Here is a 17,440-nt window from a genome sequence, read left to right as displayed (position 1 = left end):
GTACGCGGGGGCCCGGGGTCGCCCGGGCGGCCGGCGGAAACGCCGGAGCCCCGGCGCGCGGCCGGGGCTCCGGAGGTGCTGCTGAGCGGCGGTCAGCTCTCCAGGCGGATCGAGGAGCGGGCCGAGACCTGGCCCCCGGAGAGGCCGGTGAGGTCGGCGACCACCAGGTAGGTGCCGGCCGGCGCGGGCGCCGGGTCGGCGGTGGCGCACTGCTGCTTGCTGCGGCTGCGGTCCCAGGTGAAGGTCTCGGTCAGGCCGCCGTTGGCCGGGATCTGCACCCAGCTGTTGCCCCGGTCGGAGGGGCAGTCGCCGGAGGACCAGATCCGGTCGCCGTTGCTGGCCGTCACGGTGATGGCGGAGGCGGTCCGGCCCAGGTCGACCCGGCAGTTGGCGCCGGCCGAGTTGTGGACGGTCAGCGCCAGCTTGGGCTTGTCCTTGGGCTGGTAGGAGTTCTGGGCGCTGGCCAGCTCCAGGGTCACCTGCGAGGAGGCGCAGACGGGCAGTGCCATGACCTCGGGGGTGTTCACCGCGGGGGCTCCTCCGCCGGTGCCGCCGGCGGCCGCGCCGCCGCCCGTTCCGCCCGTTCCGCCCGCGGCCGCGCCGCCCGCCGAACCGCCCGCCGCCGAACCGCCGGCGGCCGCACCGCCGGTGGCGGGGGCCGGGTTGGGCGCACCGCCCGTACCGCCGGTGCTGAGGCTGACGTCGCCGCCGCCGGAGCCGGAGACCGCGCCGCCGCCGGGGTTGGCGCCGCCGCTCCCGCTGCCACCGGGGCGCGAGTTGTTGGCGGGGCCGCTCGGGGAGGCGCCGGGCGTGATCGCCTGGGCGGGGGTCTGGGACTGGGACGGAACGGCCTGGGCGGCCTTGCCGCCTGATCCGCCGTCACCACCGCCCTGATCGGACATCAGCCAGACGATCAGGGCGACGACCGCGGCGACGGCGACGAGCACGACGAGGCGCCGTCGCCAGTAGATCGAGGCGGGCAGCGGTCCCACGGGTTGACGGAGAGAGGGCACGCCCAAACTCTACGAGACAGTGTGTGCCTCCTGACTCACCAACACCGCACAGTCGCCCCTTCCTTCACATGATCCGCCATTTGCGCCGTTCGAGCGAGGGCGATCAGGGGTTTTCCGGCGACGACCGGAACCGCGTGCTCCGCTTCGGTCCGGCCGGCGGGCGTGGGAGGATCGAAGGGCCATGGCTGCCATCACCGTCACCCCCGCCCCCAGTCCCGACACCGCCCGGCTGCCGCTGCCGGTGCTGCACTCGACCGTCCTCGGCTGGTACGAGGCCAACGCGCGCGAGCTGCCCTGGCGGACCCCCGAGGCCTCGCCCTGGGCGGTGATGGTGAGCGAGTTCATGCTCCAGCAGACCCCGGTGAAGCGGGTGCTGCCCGCCTGGAGCGCCTGGATGGAGCGCTGGCCGACCCCGGCCGACCTGGCCGCCGAGGCACCCGGCGAGGCGGTCCGGATGTGGGGCCGGCTCGGGTACCCGCGGCGGGCGCTGCGGCTGCACGCGGCCGCGGTGGCGATCACCGAGGAACACGGCGGCGACGTCCCGGACGACCACGCGACCCTGCTCTCGCTGCCCGGGGTGGGCGAGTACACGGCGGCCGCGGTGGCCTCGTTCGCCTTCCGCCAGCGCCACGTGGTGCTGGACACCAACGTCCGCCGGGTGTTCGCCCGCGCGGTGACGGGCGTGGAGTACCCCGCGCAGGCCACCACGGCGGCCGAGCGGCGGACCGCGACCGCGCTGCTGCCCGACGACCGGGAGACGGCGGCGACCTGGGCGGTCGCCGTGATGGAGCTGGGCGCGCTGGTCTGCACGGCGCGCGGTCCGGGGTGCGGCGGCTGCCCGCTGTTCGCCGACTGCGCCTGGCAGCGGGCCGGCTGCCCGCCGTACGAGGGCCCGGCCCGGCGCGGCCAGTCGTACGAGGGGACGGACCGGCAGGTCCGCGGGAAGTTGCTGGCGGTGCTGCGGGCCGAGCACGGCACGGTCGAGCAGGCCCGGCTGGACGCGGTCTGGCCGGACGCGGTGCAGCGGGCGCGGGCGCTGGACGGACTGGTCGCGGACGGCCTGGTCGAGCCGGTCGGCCCGGGCGTCTACCGGCTCCCGCAGTGATTCCGGGAAAGCGCTGGTTCCGCGGAGAGCAGTGATCCCGGAGAGCAGTGATCCCGGGGATGCGGTGATCCCGGGGAAGGCAGTGATCCCGGGCAAATGAGAGATCCCCCTCCCGTTCGAGAGGGGGATCTCCGGAGGCCGGACGTCAGATCGCGACGGGCTCGACGGAGGGCTCGGCGCCCTTGCCGTCCTCGGGGCCCTTGGCCGGCATGCCGGTGCCGCGCAGCGGGACCTCGCGCATGAAGACCGCGGCGGCGACGGCGATCACCGCGACGGCCGCGCCCCAGAGGAAGACGGTGTGCATGCCGTTGGCCACCGCGTGGTGGTAGGCGTCCTGGACCGGGGCGGGCAGCGCCTTGAGCGCGGCCGGGCTCAGCTGGCTCGGGTCGCCCTTGCCGCCGCCGTTCGCGGCCGCCTCGCCGAGCCGCTCCTTCATGGTCTCGGTGACCCGGTTGTTGAACAGCGCGCCGAACAGCGCGACGCCGAAGGAGCCGCCGATGGTGCGGAACAGGGTGGCGGTGGAGCTGGCCACGCCCATGTCCTTCAGCTCGACGCTGTTCTGCGCGACCAGCATGGTGATCTGCATCAGGAAGCCCATGCCCGCGCCGAGCACGACCATCCAGCAGGCCGAGGTGAAGCCGCTGGTCTCGGTCCCCATGGTGGAGAGCAGCACCATGCCGGCGGTCATCACGATCGTGCCGATGATCGGGTAGATCCGGTACTTGCCGGTCTTGGTCACCGCCTGGCCGACCACCAGCGAGATGACCAGCATGCCGAACATCATCGGCATCAGCAGCAGGCCGGAGTTGGTGGCCGAGGCGCCCTGGACGGTCTGCTGGTAGAGCGGCAGGAAGACGGTCGAGCCGAACATCACGAAGCCGACGATGAAGCCGATCAGCGAGACCAGGGTGAAGTTCAGGTTCTTGAACAGGTCGAGCGGGAGCATCGGCTCCTGCACCCGCTGCTCGACGTAGCAGAAGGCGATCAGGGTGGCGGCGGCCAGCGCGGCCAGGCCCAGGATCTGCTTGGAGCCCCAGGCGTACTCCTGCCCGCCCCAGGTGGTGATCAGGGTGAGCGCGGTGATGCCGGTGGTGAGCAGGAGCGCGCCGAGGTAGTCGATCCGGGCCTTGTTGTGGACCTTCGGCAGCTTCAGGGTGACGATGACGACGGCGAGCGCGACGACGCCGAGCGGCAGGTTGATGTAGAAGGTCCAGCGCCAGCTCAGGTGGTCGGTGAGGAAGCCGCCGACCAGCGGGCCGCCGATGGTGGCGAGCGCCATCACCGCGGCGAACATGCCCTGGTACTTGCCGCGGTCGCGCGGCGGGACCAGCGCGCCCATGATCGACATCACGCCGACCATCAGACCGCCGGCGCCCAGGCCCTGGAGGGCGCGGAAGCCGATCAGCTCGTTCATGTTCTGCGACAGGCCGGAGAGCGCCGAGCCGGCCAGGAAGATCACGATCGAGGTGAGGAAGGTGCCCTTGCGGCCGTAGAGGTCGCCGAGCTTGCCCCAGATCGGGGTGGAGGCGGCGGTGGCCAGCGTGTAGGCGGTGACCACCCAGGAGAGGTGCTCGGCGCCGCCGAGCTCACCGACGATGGTCGGCATCGCGGTGCCGACGATCAGGTTGTCGAGCATGGCCAGCAGCATGGTGACCACCAGGCCGATCATGACCAGGCGGATCTCGCGGGGGGAGCGCGGCGGCTCCTCCTCGACGGTCTTCTTCTCCGGTGCCGGGGTGTCGGCCTTCGGTTGTGACATGGGTGGTGTCTCCCGGACAGGATCGGACGACGCCTCGGACCCTCGACGGCTCACTTACTTGTCGCCCGGCTAGTTATATGGACCGTCGGCACGGTAAGTTGTCCCCTAGCCGGTCGTCAAGCCAGTTTCCTTGCCGACGGCCCGGACAGGGAGAATGAGCCCGGGGGCGGACGTCGACGGGCGACCGGCGAACGAGCAGCAGCAGTCAGAACCGACGTAGTCACGAGGCAGGCCATGGGTACTCCGCACAGCCCCCGCAGCGACACCCGGGCCCGCATCATCGCGGTCGCGCTGGAGCTCTTCGCCGAGCAGGGCTACGAACGGACCTCGCTGCGGGAGATCGCCGACCGGCTGGGCGTCACCAAGGCCGCGCTCTACTACCACTTCAAGACCAAGGACGACATCGTCCACGGCATCGTGGACAGCATGGCCGCGCCGATCGACGACACCATCGCGTGGGGCCGCGAGCAGCCGTGGACGCCGGAGCTGCGGGACGAGCTGATCCGCCGGTTCGCCGCGGGCATGTCGGAGCGGGTACCGCTGCTGCGGTTCTTCCACGAGAACCAGCCCGCGCTGCGCGACTCGCCGGCCGGGCTGGAGTTCCGGCAGCGGATGATCGCGATGATCCGGCTGGTGCACGGCCCGGACGCGAGCTTCGAGGACCGGCTGCGCGCCACGATGTCGCTGTTCACCATCAACCTGGCGATGTTCATCGTGAAGCAGGACGCCGACGACTGCGCGGCGCCCGGGTACGTCCCGGGCGGGGTGGCGATGGCCGGCAGCCCGGAGGAGGCGGTGGCGGCGGCGCAGGTGGTGGCGCTGGAGATCGGCTCGCTGATCGACCACCGGACCCCGAGCGTCTGAGCGGCCCGGGAGCCGCGCCGGAACGGCCGGAGCACCCGGAGGACGACCCGGCCGCCCTCCCGCGCTTGCGACTCGGACCCAGAACGACCCGGACTCAGAACCCGCGCTCAGGACGACCCGGACTCAGAACCCGGCGGAAACCTGGCTCAGAACGACGCGGGCTCAGAACGACCCGGACTCAGAACCCGGTGACCCCGTGCCCGGAGAGGTACGCGATCGGGTTGATCACCGCGCCGTAGTGGTTGCTGGAGCGGATCTCGAAGTGCAGGTGCGGGCCGGTCGAGTTGCCGGTGTTCCCCGACGCGCCGATCTGCTCGGCGGCCGACACCCGGTCGCCCGCGTGCACCGAGATCCTCGACATGTGCGCGTACTGCGCGTACCGGCCGTCGGCGAGCCGCAGCACGACCTCCTTGCCGTAGGCGCCGTCCCAGCCGGCCGACACCACGGTGGCGTTGCCGACCGCGAGCAGCGGGGTGCCCGGGGCGACCGCGAAGTCCACGCCCGTGTGGTACCCGGCCGCGTACTCGGGGTTGGCCACCCCGTACGGGTTGCTGGTGGGCGCGCCCGGCACCGGGGCGGACCACTCGGGCGCCGGGGCGGGGGCCGGCTCCGGTTCGGGGGCCGGTTCGGGGGCCGGAGCGGGCGCGGGGGCCGGCTCGGCGGGCTGCGCCTGGTCCGCGGACGGGGCCGGCGCGGCGGCGGGCGGCTCGGGGGCCAGCAGGTTGGCGGCGACCGCCACGTAGTCCTGGGCCGAGTCCTGCTCGTGCGGCAGCTTGTACGCGCTCGGGCCCGCCACCTGGACCAGGGTCGCGGCCGGTGCCGCGCCCTTCGGGGCGGTGAACGCCGAACTGCCCGGGGTGGTGGGTATGACCGTCTGCGCCGAGGCGCTGCCGGGAGCCGCCACCAGCAGGGCGCCGGACAGTATCACCGCACTGGCGCCGACCGCGGTGACGGTGCGGTGCCGGTCGGCCCGGAGCGGGTCGCCGGAGAGGCCGTGCCGGGGCGCGGTGAGCGCCCGCAGCGGCGCGGCGTGGGTGCGGACGGCGTGGCCGAGCCGGGGCTGCCAGGCCGCCGCCTGGGTCGCCGCGCGGGCGGCGAGGCGGCGGAGGGCCGGCCCCATGGGCGGGACGTGGGACATCGGGAAGCTCAACCTCACGGACGTACGGGGGCAGCGCAACGAGCCCCTTCGGGCGTGTTGAGCGGTGGACCACTCAGGTGTAACCGTCACCGAGCGGACTCCCAAACGGTGTGACGTACTACGGCGTGTAGTCACCGTGGCGCCGGAGATTCAAGCTGACGGAGTAACGATCATGTGATCCGATCGTCCGTCCAGGGCCACCGCCGCTCGCGGTCCCGGCCGGCCGTCCTACTACCGCCGCTCGTACCACCGTGGGGCCCTGTGACCAGTACCACCAGGCACCGGGCTTTGGGAGGTGTTCGAGGCACGAAGGCGGGGTGCGCACGGTCGGCGCCGTCCGGAGGCCCCCGCTGCGGGACCATCGACGCATGTATCCCAACTGGAGCGAATCCACCGAAGGCGGCCACGGTCCGGGCCTCCAGGAGCGCCGCTTCGCCGCCCGGCGCGGCTGCGAACGGCTGCTCTCCGGCACCCGGCCGCGGAGCCTGCGCGAACAGCTCGCCGCCCTGGCCGCGGACGCCGAGAGCGCGTACGACCTGGACCGGCGGCCGGACATGTACGGCGACGGCGTGGTCCGCGCCCTGGAGCGGAAGGTCGCCGGGCTGCTCGGCACCGAGGACGCGGCCTTCTTCCCGACCGGCACCATGGCCCAGCAGGTCGCGCTGCGGATCCACGCCGAGGCCGCCGGCCTGCGCACGGTCGCGACGCACCCGCTCGCCCACACCGAGCAGCACGAGCGGCACGCGCTGACCGTGCTGAGCGGGCTGCGCAGCGTCTGGCCCACGGACGCGCCGCGGCTGCCCACGGCGGCCGAGCTGCGCGCGTTCGACGAGCCGTACGCGGCCCTCGTCCTGGAACTCCCGCTGCGCGAGGCCGGCTTCGTCCTGCCCACCTGGCCGGAGCTGGCCGAGGCGGCCGGCGTCGTGCGGGAGCACGGCGCGGCCCTGCACCTGGACGGGGCCAGGATCTGGGAGTCCGTCGTCCACCTCGGCCGGCCGCTGCCGGAGATCGCCGGCCTGGCCGACTCGGTGTACGTCTCCTTCTACAAGACGCTCGGCGGGATCAGCGGTGCCGCGCTGGCGGGGGAGGGCCGCTTCGTCCGGACCGCGAAGGCCTGGCGGCACCGCTACGGCGGGCAGCTCTTCCAGCAGTGGCCGGCCGCGCTCGCCGCGCTGGCCGGGCTGGACCGTGAACTGCCGCGGCTGACCGAGTACGTGACGCACGCCAGGACGGTGGCGTCGGCGCTGGCCGAGGCGTTCGCGACCGTCCCGGGGGCGCTGGTGCACCCGGCCCCGCCGCACACCCACCAGTTCCAGCTCTGGCTGCCCTACACCGTCGAGGAGTTGGACGCGGCGGGGCTGCGGCTGGCCGAGGAGACGGGGACGGCGCTGTTCGGCTCCTGGCGGGCGCAGGGCCCGCCGGGCCTGTCGATGACCGAGCTCACGGTGGCGGCGGACGCGCTGGAGTGGACCGAGAAGGACGTCGCCGAGGCGGTGGACGGCTTCCTGGCCCTGCTGCCGCGGAAACCGTTCTGAACGGACGTCCGGCCCGCCCCCGCGGGTGCGGGGACGGGCCGGACGGATGAATCAGTGCCGCTTGGTCAGAGGCTGATCGTCACTGCTCGGTTCGATCAGTTGTCGACCGGGCGGACCCGGATCCAGGTCTCCAGGTAGTTCGAGGACTCGTTCTCGACCTCGATGCTGGTGCCCGTCTTCGGGACGATGACGCTGCTGTACGGGTTGTCCTTCGACCAGTAGGACTTCAGGTCGGAGAACTCGTCGATGCCCTTGGCCTTCGGGATGACCGTCTCGACGCCGGCCTTGTGCAGGGTCAGACCCTCCACGCGGCGCGAGCCGAAGGTCGAGTCGTAGCCCTGGATGCGCGGGCGCATCAGGGAGCCGTCGGCCCACTTCATCGGGGTCGGGTGCGCGTCGATCGGGAGGATCAGACCCTGGCCCGGGTGGTTGGTGACGTTGTTGTCGGTCTGGGAGGTGTCCCACAGCCAGATCAGCAGACCGGCCTGGTAGGGGTAGTGCTCCACCCAGTTCGGCTTGGCGGCACCGAAACCGAAGTTGTACGGACCGGTCTGGAGGGTCCGGTCGAACGAGATGTACTGGCGGTTCTCGGCGAGGTAGTACTGGGCGTAGTCCTTGGAGAACTTGCCCGCGATGCGGGAGAAGCCCTTGGCGGCCCAGCCGTTGTCACCGTTCTCGGCACCGTCGGTGAAGACGGTGGCACCGTCGACGACGACGGAGATGTCGTCGAGGGCGAGGCCCTTGAGGTGCAGGCCGCCGTCGGTGGTGTTGTGGAAGCGGACCTTGACGGCCTTGCCGGCGTAGGCGTCCAGCGGGAAGACCAGGTCGCCCCACTTGCCGCCCGAGTTGCCGCTCAGCGACGCCTTCTCGGCGGCGTTGTGCGGGAGGGCGGTGCCGTTGAAGGTGCCCTCCAGAGCGGTCCAGTTGGCGCCGCCGTCGGTGGAGACCTCGCCGTAGGCGTAGTCGAAGTCCTGCTCCAGGTCGTACCAGGCCTTCGCCTTGAGCGAGGCCGAGGTCTTGCCGGTCAGGTCGACGTCACGGGTCAGCGAGACGTCCAGGTCGTCCGCGCTGCCGCTCCACCACTCGTTGGCACCCGCGTACGGGGTGTTGATCTCGGTGGTGACGGTCTTCTTCGGCAGGTCGACGACCAGCGCCTGCGGCAGCTTGGTGTTGAACTCGACCGGGCCGATGTGGTGGGTCGACTCGGTGCCGGCCTTGGCCTTGTCGAACTTCAGCCAGCCGAGCTGGAGCTTGCTCCAGACGTCGAGGTCGTTCGGCTTGTCACCGATCGAGTTCTTGCCCTCGCCGAGCCAGGAGCCGGAGGACATCAGCGACCAGAAGCCGACCGAGTTGTCGATCCCGCTGCCCGAGGTGTCGTACAGGTCCGGCAGACCGAGGTCGTGGCCGTACTCGTGGGCGAAGACACCGAGGCCGCCGTTCTCGGGCTGCATGGTGTAGTCGCCGATCCAGATGCCGGTGTCGCCGACCGGGGTGCCGCCGAGCAGGTTGCCCGCCGGGCCGGTGGAGCCGCGCTGGGTGCCGTAGACGTACGAGCGGTGGGCCCAGAGCGCGTCGGTGCCCTGCTTGCCGCCGCCGGCCGACTGGTCCTCACCCGCGTGCACGATCTGGAAGTGGTCGATGTAACCGTCGGGCTCGTTGAAGTTGCCGTCGTGGTCGTAGTCGTACCGGTCCCACTGGTCGTACTGCGCGATGGTGGCCTTGATCTGAGCGTCCGTCTGGCCCTTGGCCTTCTGGTCGGCGACCCAGGCGTTGATGCCGTCGCGGATCAGGTCCTGCGCGTTGGCGCAGACGTGCTGGCCGCAGTAGTCCGAGCCGTAACGGGCCTCGTTCCACGGCACCTTCACCCAGTCGGTGACCTGGCCGTCGACCGAGTAGCGGCCCGAGGACTGCTTCTCGTAGAACGTCTTCAGCGAGTCCTGGGTCTTGCTGAAGTACATGTCCTGGAAGTGCTGCTGGTTGAAGTCAGCCTGCCAGAGCGTGGAGTTGTTGCTGGCCGGGTCCGGCTGCTCGATCGAGTTGTGCACCGGACCGGGGGTGCCGCCGTACTTGACCTTGCCGTCCGGCGTCTTCGTGGTGGTGTCCACCTGGTCGCTGAAGTCGACCAGGATGGTGAAGATCTTGTCCGTGCGCTCACGGGCCAGCTCGACGTACTTGTCCTTGCCCAGCTTGATGCTGGTGCTGCCGCCGTGCTCCTCGATCTTCGCGGTGCCGGCGAGCAGCTGCTCGGTGGCGGCCTTCTGCTCGGCCTCGACCTTCTCGGTCAGCGGGCCCGGCAGGTTGTGATCAGTGCTGACCTGAACGGCCTCGGCCGGGTCCTGCGGGGTCGGGGCGACCGGGGCGGCGACGGCCGTCCCCGGGAGCAGCCCCGCGCCGAGCGCGGCTATGACCGCCGCGGCCGAGACGGCCGCAGCGGCTTTCCTGGTCATCTTCAACGTTGTGACGTCCTCCCCAAACCGGTCGGGCTCTTGGCCTCCCGGTAAACCAATGAAAGACAGGTGGACGACATTTGATCTAAGCGTGGACGGAAAAGATAGACCTTGACCGTGACATGGCCACAGCGCTATGCTCCGCGACTTCCTATCAGCTGACGCTCTGTCAACAACATTGGCATTAAAGATGACCGTTGATTGGGTCGTGCCCGCACCGCCCCCGGAGTGAGGCCCTCACCTGCGCGATCGTGGGGTGGATCACAGGTTTTGTGACGGCATGCTAAATGGCCTGAGCCCCCGGTGTGAACACCGGGGGCTCAGACGGTTTGCTGTTGTCTGTTAAATGTTGCTACTTCGTCAGGTCAGGACCGGACGAGGCAACGGCGGCCGGAGTGTCCGCGACCGCGGACTTCTCCTCTCCGCGGAAGGTGAACTTGGCGTCCTTGCCCTCGCCCTCGACACCGACGACCACGATGTGGCCGGCCCGCAGCTCGCCGAAGAGGATCTTCTCGGAGAGGTGGTCCTCGATGTCGCGCTGGATGGTGCGGCGCAGCGGACGGGCACCCAGGATCGGGTCGTAGCCGCGCTTGGCCAGCAGCTTCTTGGCCTCGACGCTGAGCTCCAGGCCCATGTCGCGGTCCTTGAGGCGGGAGTCCACCTTGTCGATCATCAGGTCGACGATCTGGATGATGTCGTCCTCGGACAGCTGGTGGAAGACCACGATGTCGTCGACGCGGTTCAGGAACTCGGGGCGGAAGTGCTGCTTGAGCTCCTCGCCGACCTTCGCCTTCATCCGCTCGTACCCGGTCTGGGTGTCACCTGTGGCCGCGAAGCCCAGGTTGAAGCCCTTGGAGATGTCCCGGGTGCCGAGGTTGGTCGTCATGATGATGACGGTGTTCTTGAAGTCGACCACGCGGCCCTGGGAGTCGGTCAGGCGACCGTCCTCCAGGATCTGCAGCAGCGAGTTGAAGATGTCCGGGTGGGCCTTCTCGACCTCGTCGAAGAGCACGACCGAGAACGGCTTGCGCCGCACCTTCTCGGTGAGCTGGCCGCCCTCCTCGTAGCCCACGTAGCCGGGGGGCGAACCGAAGAGCCGCGAGACGGTGTGCTTCTCCGAGAACTCGGACATGTCGAGCGAGATCAGCGCGTCCTCGTCGCCGAACAGGAACTCGGCGAGCGTCTTGGACAGCTCGGTCTTACCGACGCCGGACGGGCCGGCGAAGATGAACGAGCCGCCGGGGCGCTTCGGGTCCTTGAGGCCCGCACGGGTGCGCCGGATGGCCTGGGAGAGCGCCTTGATGGCGTCCTTCTGGCCGATGACGCGCTTGTGCAGCTCGTCCTCCATGCGCAGCAGGCGGGAGGACTCCTCCTCGGTGAGCTTGAAGACCGGGATGCCGGTGGCGGTGGCCAGGACCTCGGCGATGAGCTCCTCGTCCACCTCCGCGACGACGTCCATGTCGCCGGCCTTCCACTCCTTCTCGCGCTTGGCCTTGGCCTGCAGGAGCTGCTTCTCGTCGTCGCGCAGGGACGCGGCCTTCTCGAAGTCCTGCGCGTCGATCGCGCTCTCCTTCTCGCGGCGCACGTCGGCGATCTTCTCGTCGAACTCGCGCAGGTCCGGCGGCGCGGTCATCCGGCGGATGCGCATCCGGGAGCCGGCCTCGTCGATCAGGTCGATGGCCTTGTCCGGCAGGAAGCGGTCCGAGATGTACCGGTCGGCCAGGGTGGCGGCGGCGACCAGGGCGGCGTCCGTGATGGAGACCCGGTGGTGAGCCTCGTAGCGGTCGCGCAGGCCCTTGAGGATCTCGATGGTGTGCGGCAGCGACGGCTCGGCGACCTGGATCGGCTGGAAGCGGCGCTCCAGCGCGGCGTCCTTCTCCAGGTGCTTGCGGTACTCGTCCAGGGTGGTGGCACCGATGGTCTGCAGCTCGCCACGGGCCAGCATCGGCTTGAGGATGCTGGCGGCGTCGATGGCGCCCTCGGCGGCGCCCGCGCCGACCAGGGTGTGCAGCTCGTCGATGAACAGGATGATGTCGCCGCGGGTGCGGATCTCCTTGAGCACCTTCTTCAGGCGCTCCTCGAAGTCGCCGCGGTAGCGCGAGCCGGCCACCAGGGCGCCCAGGTCCAGCGTGTAGAGCTGCTTGTCCTTGAGCGTCTCCGGGACCTCGCCCTTGACGATCGCCTGGGCCAGGCCCTCGACCACGGCCGTCTTGCCGACGCCGGGCTCACCGATCAGCACGGGGTTGTTCTTGGTGCGGCGGGACAGCACCTGCATGACCCGCTCGATCTCCTTCTCGCGCCCGATCACCGGGTCGAGCTTGGCCTCGCGGGCGGCCTGGGTGAGGTTGCGGCCGAACTGGTCCAGGACCAGCGAGGTCGACGGGGTGCCCTCGGCGGGCCCGCCGGCCGTGGCCGACTCCTTGCCGCCACCGGTCTGGTAGCCGGAGAGCAGCTGGATGACCTGCTGGCGCACCCGGTTGAGGTCGGCGCCCAGCTTCACCAGGACCTGGGCGGCGACGCCCTCGCCCTCGCGGATCAGGCCGAGCAGGATGTGCTCGGTGCCGATGTAGTTGTGGCCGAGCTGCAGGGCCTCCCGGAGCGACAGCTCCAGGACCTTCTTCGCCCGGGGGGTGAAGGGAATGTGACCGGACGGGGCCTGCTGGCCCTGGCCGATGATCTCCTCGACCTGCTGGCGAACGGCCTCAAGAGAAATCCCGAGGCTCTCCAGGGCCTTAGCGGCGACACCCTCACCCTCGTGGATCAGACCCAGGAGGATGTGCTCGGTGCCGATGTAGTTGTGGTTGAGCATCCGGGCTTCTTCCTGAGCCAGGACGACAACCCGCCGCGCGCGGTCGGTGAACCTCTCGAACATCGTTTATCGCTCCTCAGAGCGGTCGGGCAGTTCGGGGTCGGTCCCCGCCCTGTCCTTCCGCATGCTAGTCCCGCTCAGCGGCGCGGCCCACGGATTCACTCCCCGGTACGGGAGCGACATGCTGCGCGACCAGCCGACACCAATCCCAACCTGATGCTGGGAGACGGTGTTCCCACAGGTGGGCCGGATGCACCAGATACCGCTACGCCATCGGCGAACAACGCCGGCTTCGGCGGATCCGGACGGCCCCGGGCCGGCCGCGCGTACTGCCCCGGCCGGGACCGGAGATCCCGACCACCTGCATTCATACCCGGTATCGGGGCGGTTCTCGCGCAGTTTCCGCGGTGGCGGTGTTCGCCTGGCGAGAAGTCGGCCGGCGTGACGGTGGTTCAGCGGCCGCCGTGGTCGCCGGTGCGTGGCCGGAGGTGGCCGGTACGCCGTCCCGGTGGTGCCGGCGTTACCGCTTCGCCCCTACAGCGTTGCACAGCCCGTGATTGTTCCGCCGCCCGAGTCCGACCCCCGGACCTGCCCGGACGTGCCCCGGGCCGACGGCCGGCCGTGCACCGCGGGGCGCGGAGGAGCCTCCTCCGCGCCCCGCGCGTGTGCCGGCCGGACCGGGGTCAGGACGCGTTGGCCTTGTCGTAGGCCTCGCGGACGGTGCTCGGCACCCGGCCGCGGTCGTTGACCTCCAGGCCCTGCTCCTTGGCCCACGCGCGGATCTTGGCGGTGTCCGGGGCGCTGCCGGACGGACGCGGGGCCGTGCCGCGGCCCGGGCGGCGGGCACCGGCGATCCGGCCGCTCTGCTTGCGGCCCTTCTCCACGTACGGCGCCAGCAGACCGCGCAGCTTGTCCGCATTGGCGCTCTTCAGGTCGATCTCGTAGGCAACGCCGTCGAGCGCGAACGTCACCGTCTCGTCCGCCGAACCGCCGTCGAGATCGTCTTCAAGAATGACCTGCACCCTCTGTGCCACGGGCTTCCCTTTCCGCTAAACGACCCATTGCCTAAGGAAAGGAAAGCGCCTTTCCGCGGAAAACACAAACCCCTGCCGCGGCCGGGAGCCGCTCACAGGTGCAGCAGCATGCGCGAGTTGCCCAGTGTGTTGGGCTTCACCCGCTCCAGGTCGAGGAACTCCGCGACGCCTTCATCGTACGAGCGGAGAAGTTCTTCATAGACGTCCGTAGCGATCGCCGCCGGGTCTGTCGTACCATCATCGGTTTCCTGGAGCTCGCCGATCTCGACGAAACCGTGTTTCGCGAAGAACGGGACCTCGAACGTCAAGCAGAAAATCCGACGGACGCCCAGCCAGCGCGCGGTCTGCAGCAGCTTCTCCAGCAGGAGGTGCCCGACGCCGTGCCCGCGGCAGGACGGGTCGACGGCGAGCGTACGAACCTCCGCGAGATCCTCCCACATGACGTGCAGCGCGCCGCAGGCCACGACCGTCCCGTCGTCGTCCCGTTCGGCGACCCAGAACTCCTGGACGGATTCGAACAGTGTGACAGTGGGCTTGTCGAGCAGAATGCCGTCGCGCGAGTAGGTGTCGATGAGCCTGCGCACTGCCCGCACGTCCGTGGTCCGCGCCCGGCGGATGGTGACCTCCATGGCGGGACGTTATCGTGCCGGCCCGGCCGCGGTCTCCCCGGTATCGGGCCCGGAATCCGGCGGGGGCGGATCGGTCGGGAACAGAGCGGCGACCCGCAACGCGTCCCGCAGCGCCTCGCGTTGCTCGGGCGACATCAGGCCGAAGAAGTGCACCAGGGCCGCCGCCGGATTGTCACTGGTGGCCCAGGCGTCGTTCATCAGGGCCGCCGTGTAGGCCTCGCGGGACGAGACCGGCTCATATCGATAGGCCCGTCCGGCGCGCTCCCGGCGCAGCCAGCCCTTTCTGTGCAGCTTGTCCAGGACGGTCATCACCGTGGTGTACGCGATTTCGCGTTCCGACCGCAGATCCAGGAGAACCTCGCGAACCGTGACCGGTCGGTTCCACTGCCACACCCGGGTCATGATGGCGTTCTCAAGTTCGCCGAGTTGCCGGACCATAGTGCGGCCAGGATAGGGAGTGAATGGGGCAAATCTCGTGAAGTGCCGCCAAACCGGCGCGCCGCCACCCCCGGGAATCGGGAATGGCGGCGCGCCGGTGCCTGCGGGCGGCTGACGGGGTCAGTCGACCAGGTCCTCCTTGGCCTTCTGGGCCCCGCCCTGGCTGCGGATGATGGCCCGCACCAGGAAGCCGAAGCCGATCGCCATGACCAGCGGCGGGACGATCGCGCTGACGTAGTCCATCAGGTCACTCCTCCTCGGTCTTCTCCGCCGCGGCGGCGGACGCCTTGGGCTCCGGCTTGACCAGCGGGAAGAGCACGGTCTCCCGGATGTTCTTGCCGGTGAGCAGCATGATCAGGCGGTCCACCCCGAGGCCGAGGCCGCCGGTGGGCGGCATCGCGTACTCCAGGGCCCGCAGGAAGTCCTCGTCGAGCTGCATCGCCTCGACGTCGCCGCCGGCCGCCAGCAGGGACTGGGCGGTGAGGCGGGCGCGCTGCTCGACCGGGTCGACCAGCTCGGAGTAGGCGGTGCCGATCTCGGTGCCGAAGATCACCAGGTCCCACTTCTCGGCCACGCCCGCGATCGAGCGGTGCTGGCGGGTCAGCGGGGAGACGTCGGTCGGGTAGTCCTTGATGAAGGTCGGCCGGACGGCGTTCTCCTCCAGCAGGCGCTCGACCATCTCCAGCACGATCTGGCCGTGGCCCCACTCCTTCTCGAAGGGGATGCCGTGCTCGGTGGCCAGCCTGCGCAGCTCCTCGACGCCGGTCTCCGGGGTGACCTCGGTGCCCAGGCGGGCGGAGATGCCCGGGTAGACGGAGACCTCCTCCCACGGCTCGGCCAGGTCGATCTCGTGCTCGACGCCGTGCGGGTCGAGGCCCTTGATCACCGTGGTGCCCAGCGCGTCCCGGGCGGCGTTGATGATGGTGGCCCGGATCAGCTCGGCCTGGGTGTCGTAGTCGCCGTAGGCCTCGTACGACTCCAGCGAGGTGAACTCGGGGTTGTGGGTCGAGTCCGCGCCCTCGTTGCGGAAGTTGCGGTTGATCTCGAAGACCTTCTCCGCGCCGCCGACCACCAGCCGCTTGAGGTACAGCTCGGGGGCGATCCGCATGTAGAGGTCGATGTCGTACGCGTTGATGTGCGTCTTGAACGGGCGGGCGTTGGCGCCGCCGTGCACCGGCTGCAGCATCGGGGTCTCGACCTCGATGTAGCCGCGCTCCTCGTAGGTGCGGCGGATCGAGCGGACCACCTTGGACCGCAGGTGCAGGATCTCGCGGGCCTCGGGGTTGACGATCAGGTCGACGTACCGCTGGCGGACCCGGGCCTCCGGGTCGGTCAGGCCCTTGTGCTTGTCCGGCAGCGGGCGCAGGCACTTGGCGGTGAGGGCCCAGGCGTCCACCATCACCGACAGCTCGCCGCGGCGGGAGGTGATCACCTCGCCCTCGACGCCGACCTGGTCGCCGAGGTCGATGTCGGACTTCCAGGCCGCCAGCCGCTCCTCGCCCAGCTTGTCCAGGGAGAGCATCACCTGGAGGTCGCCGCTGCCGTCGCGCAGGGTGGCGAAGCAGAGCTTGCCGCCGGTGCGGGAGAGGATCACCCGGCCGGTGATGCCGACCCGCTCACCGGTCGCGGTGTCCGGCGCCAGGTCCGGGTGCTTGGCGCGGAGGTCCGCGATGGTGCTGGTGCGGGGGAAGCCGACCGGGTACGGGTCGACGCCGGCCGCCCGGAGCCGGTCCAGCTTCTCGCGCCGGACGCGCATCTGCTCGGGGAGGTCGTCGGTCGCGGGGGCGGGGAAGAGGCTCTGATCGCTCACCCCACCAGGGTAGCCAGGCCTACGGGGTGCTCAGCGACGGGATGTCCCCGCCGCACGCGAAAGGGGGAGACCGCCGGTGCGGTCTCCCCCTCCACGGGCGGGGTGCGGTCAGCCGGTCCCGGTGGCCAGCTCCAGGTCCTCCGGGGCGGCGGGGGCGGCCGGGCGGGCCGGCGGCTTGGGACGGCGGCCGAACAGCTCGGCCGGGGTGGGCATCCGGTGCGGGTGCGGCGGGTTCTGGGGAGCGGCGGGCTTCTCGGTGCCGGCGTCGGTGCTGCTCATCGGGATCCGTCCTCCAACAGGGGTGGGGAGACTGCTCGGGGGTGCGGCGGGGCTCGGTACGGCGACGAGGTGGCGCTGCCCGGTGGTGAGCGCGAGCCGTTCCCGGACGGCCGCCTCGGCCAGGGCGTGGCAGCGGCCGGCCAGCCGCGAACGGCGGGACCGCTCGTGCTGGCCGCACGGCTGGCGGGTCAGCCCGCGCAGCGCGGTGAGGTCCTCGGGCCCGGGGAGGTAGCCGTCGGTGACCGCCTCCTCCAGGCGTTCCAGGTAGCCGCTGGCGCTGCCGGGCAGTGCCGCCCGGTAGCGGCCGAGGTCGGCGAGCAGGAAGGCGCGCAGCCGGCCGCCCTCCCGTACGGCCTCGTCGATCGCCTCGGTCAGGCGCAGGGCGTCCTGGACGTCCTCGGCCCACAGGTCGGCGCCCGCGCCGGTGAACGGCGGCCGGTCGGCGGTCTGGAGGTGGACGGGGACGGCGGGGTGCAGGGCTTGGGCGAGGGCGCGGCGCAGCACGCGGACTTCGTCGGCGCTGAAGGCCATGCCGCCGCGCGATCCGTGTGGCGTAGGCATGGGTTGACACTACGTGAGG

The 17,440-nt window shown here is 70.8% G+C and carries 13 protein-coding genes and 1 pseudogene; 3 read left to right on the top strand and 11 right to left on the bottom strand.

Annotated features, from left to right (window positions below; translation table 11 throughout):
• Positions 1-92 precede the first annotated feature (92 nt).
• Complete coding sequence (locus tag ACFVHB_RS19115) at positions 93-1,013, bottom strand: hypothetical protein (RefSeq protein WP_380323067.1); 921 nt, start codon at positions 1,011-1,013, stop codon at positions 93-95.
• A gap of 181 nt (positions 1,014-1,194) precedes the next feature.
• On the opposite strand from ACFVHB_RS19115, the gene ACFVHB_RS19110 reads away from it, so the two are divergent.
• Entirely contained in the window at positions 1,195-2,118 is a 924-nt protein-coding gene (locus tag ACFVHB_RS19110; RefSeq protein ID WP_380323064.1) for an A/G-specific adenine glycosylase, read from the top strand.
• Positions 2,119-2,263: 145 nt separating this feature from the next.
• Here ACFVHB_RS19110 and ACFVHB_RS19105 read toward each other — a convergent pair whose 3' ends face one another.
• Positions 2,264-3,877 carry an MDR family MFS transporter gene (locus ACFVHB_RS19105; RefSeq protein WP_380323061.1) on the bottom strand — a complete coding sequence of 538 codons (1,614 nt, stop codon included), beginning with the start codon at positions 3,875-3,877 and terminating at the stop codon, positions 2,264-2,266.
• A gap of 234 nt (positions 3,878-4,111) precedes the next feature.
• On the opposite strand from ACFVHB_RS19105, the gene ACFVHB_RS19100 reads away from it, so the two are divergent.
• Positions 4,112-4,741 (top strand): TetR/AcrR family transcriptional regulator, encoded by a 630-nt coding sequence (locus tag ACFVHB_RS19100; protein WP_380323058.1) that lies wholly within the window; start codon positions 4,112-4,114, stop codon positions 4,739-4,741.
• A 178-nt stretch (positions 4,742-4,919) separates the two neighbouring features.
• Here the strand turns inward: ACFVHB_RS19100 and ACFVHB_RS19095 are convergent, their stop codons facing one another.
• Positions 4,920-5,879: a M23 family metallopeptidase gene (locus ACFVHB_RS19095; RefSeq protein ID WP_380323055.1), complete on the bottom strand. Its 960-nt coding sequence runs from the start codon at positions 5,877-5,879 to the stop codon at positions 4,920-4,922.
• A 368-nt stretch (positions 5,880-6,247) separates the two neighbouring features.
• Between ACFVHB_RS19095 and ACFVHB_RS19090 the strand changes: the two genes are divergently transcribed.
• Positions 6,248-7,414, top strand: coding sequence for a threonine aldolase family protein (locus tag ACFVHB_RS19090; RefSeq protein WP_380323052.1), 1,167 nt, complete (start codon positions 6,248-6,250; stop codon positions 7,412-7,414).
• A 95-nt stretch (positions 7,415-7,509) separates the two neighbouring features.
• Here ACFVHB_RS19090 and ACFVHB_RS19085 read toward each other — a convergent pair whose 3' ends face one another.
• The 8 genes and pseudogenes from ACFVHB_RS19085 to ACFVHB_RS19050 form a co-directional block, all read right to left on the bottom strand.
• Entirely contained in the window at positions 7,510-9,861 is a 2,352-nt protein-coding gene (locus ACFVHB_RS19085; protein ID WP_380323050.1) for an immune inhibitor A domain-containing protein, read from the bottom strand.
• Positions 9,862-10,213: 352 nt separating this feature from the next.
• Positions 10,214-12,733, bottom strand: coding sequence for an ATP-dependent Clp protease ATP-binding subunit (locus ACFVHB_RS19080; protein ID WP_380323047.1), 2,520 nt, complete (start codon positions 12,731-12,733; stop codon positions 10,214-10,216).
• 620 nt (positions 12,734-13,353) lie between these two features.
• On the bottom strand, positions 13,354-13,704 hold the full coding sequence (locus ACFVHB_RS19075; protein WP_380323044.1) for an Lsr2 family protein: 351 nt from the start codon (positions 13,702-13,704) through the stop codon (positions 13,354-13,356).
• Positions 13,705-13,796: 92 nt separating this feature from the next.
• Positions 13,797-14,333 carry an amino-acid N-acetyltransferase gene (locus ACFVHB_RS19070; RefSeq protein WP_380323041.1) on the bottom strand — a complete coding sequence of 179 codons (537 nt, stop codon included), beginning with the start codon at positions 14,331-14,333 and terminating at the stop codon, positions 13,797-13,799.
• A 9-nt stretch (positions 14,334-14,342) separates the two neighbouring features.
• Positions 14,343-14,771 carry a BlaI/MecI/CopY family transcriptional regulator gene (locus tag ACFVHB_RS19065; protein WP_380323038.1) on the bottom strand — a complete coding sequence of 143 codons (429 nt, stop codon included), beginning with the start codon at positions 14,769-14,771 and terminating at the stop codon, positions 14,343-14,345.
• Between the two features lie 120 nt (positions 14,772-14,891).
• On the bottom strand, positions 14,892-15,014 hold the full coding sequence (locus tag ACFVHB_RS19060) for a hypothetical protein (RefSeq protein WP_256463529.1): 123 nt from the start codon (positions 15,012-15,014) through the stop codon (positions 14,892-14,894).
• 4 nt (positions 15,015-15,018) lie between these two features.
• Positions 15,019-16,557, bottom strand: a pseudogene (gene lysX, locus ACFVHB_RS19055) (bifunctional lysylphosphatidylglycerol synthetase/lysine--tRNA ligase LysX); the annotation flags it as partial.
• Between the two features lie 132 nt (positions 16,558-16,689).
• The gene (locus tag ACFVHB_RS19050; protein WP_380323035.1) at positions 16,690-17,421 is read right to left on the bottom strand and encodes a hypothetical protein; all 732 of its coding nucleotides are present in this window, start codon (positions 17,419-17,421) and stop codon (positions 16,690-16,692) included.
• Positions 17,422-17,440 lie beyond the last annotated feature (19 nt).

The sequence above is a fragment of the Kitasatospora sp. NPDC127111 genome, from assembly GCF_042677465.1.
Lineage (GTDB): Bacteria > Actinomycetota > Actinomycetes > Streptomycetales > Streptomycetaceae > Kitasatospora.
Note: the sequence above shows the minus strand (reverse complement) of the source record. Positions and strands in the feature narration are given on the sequence as shown.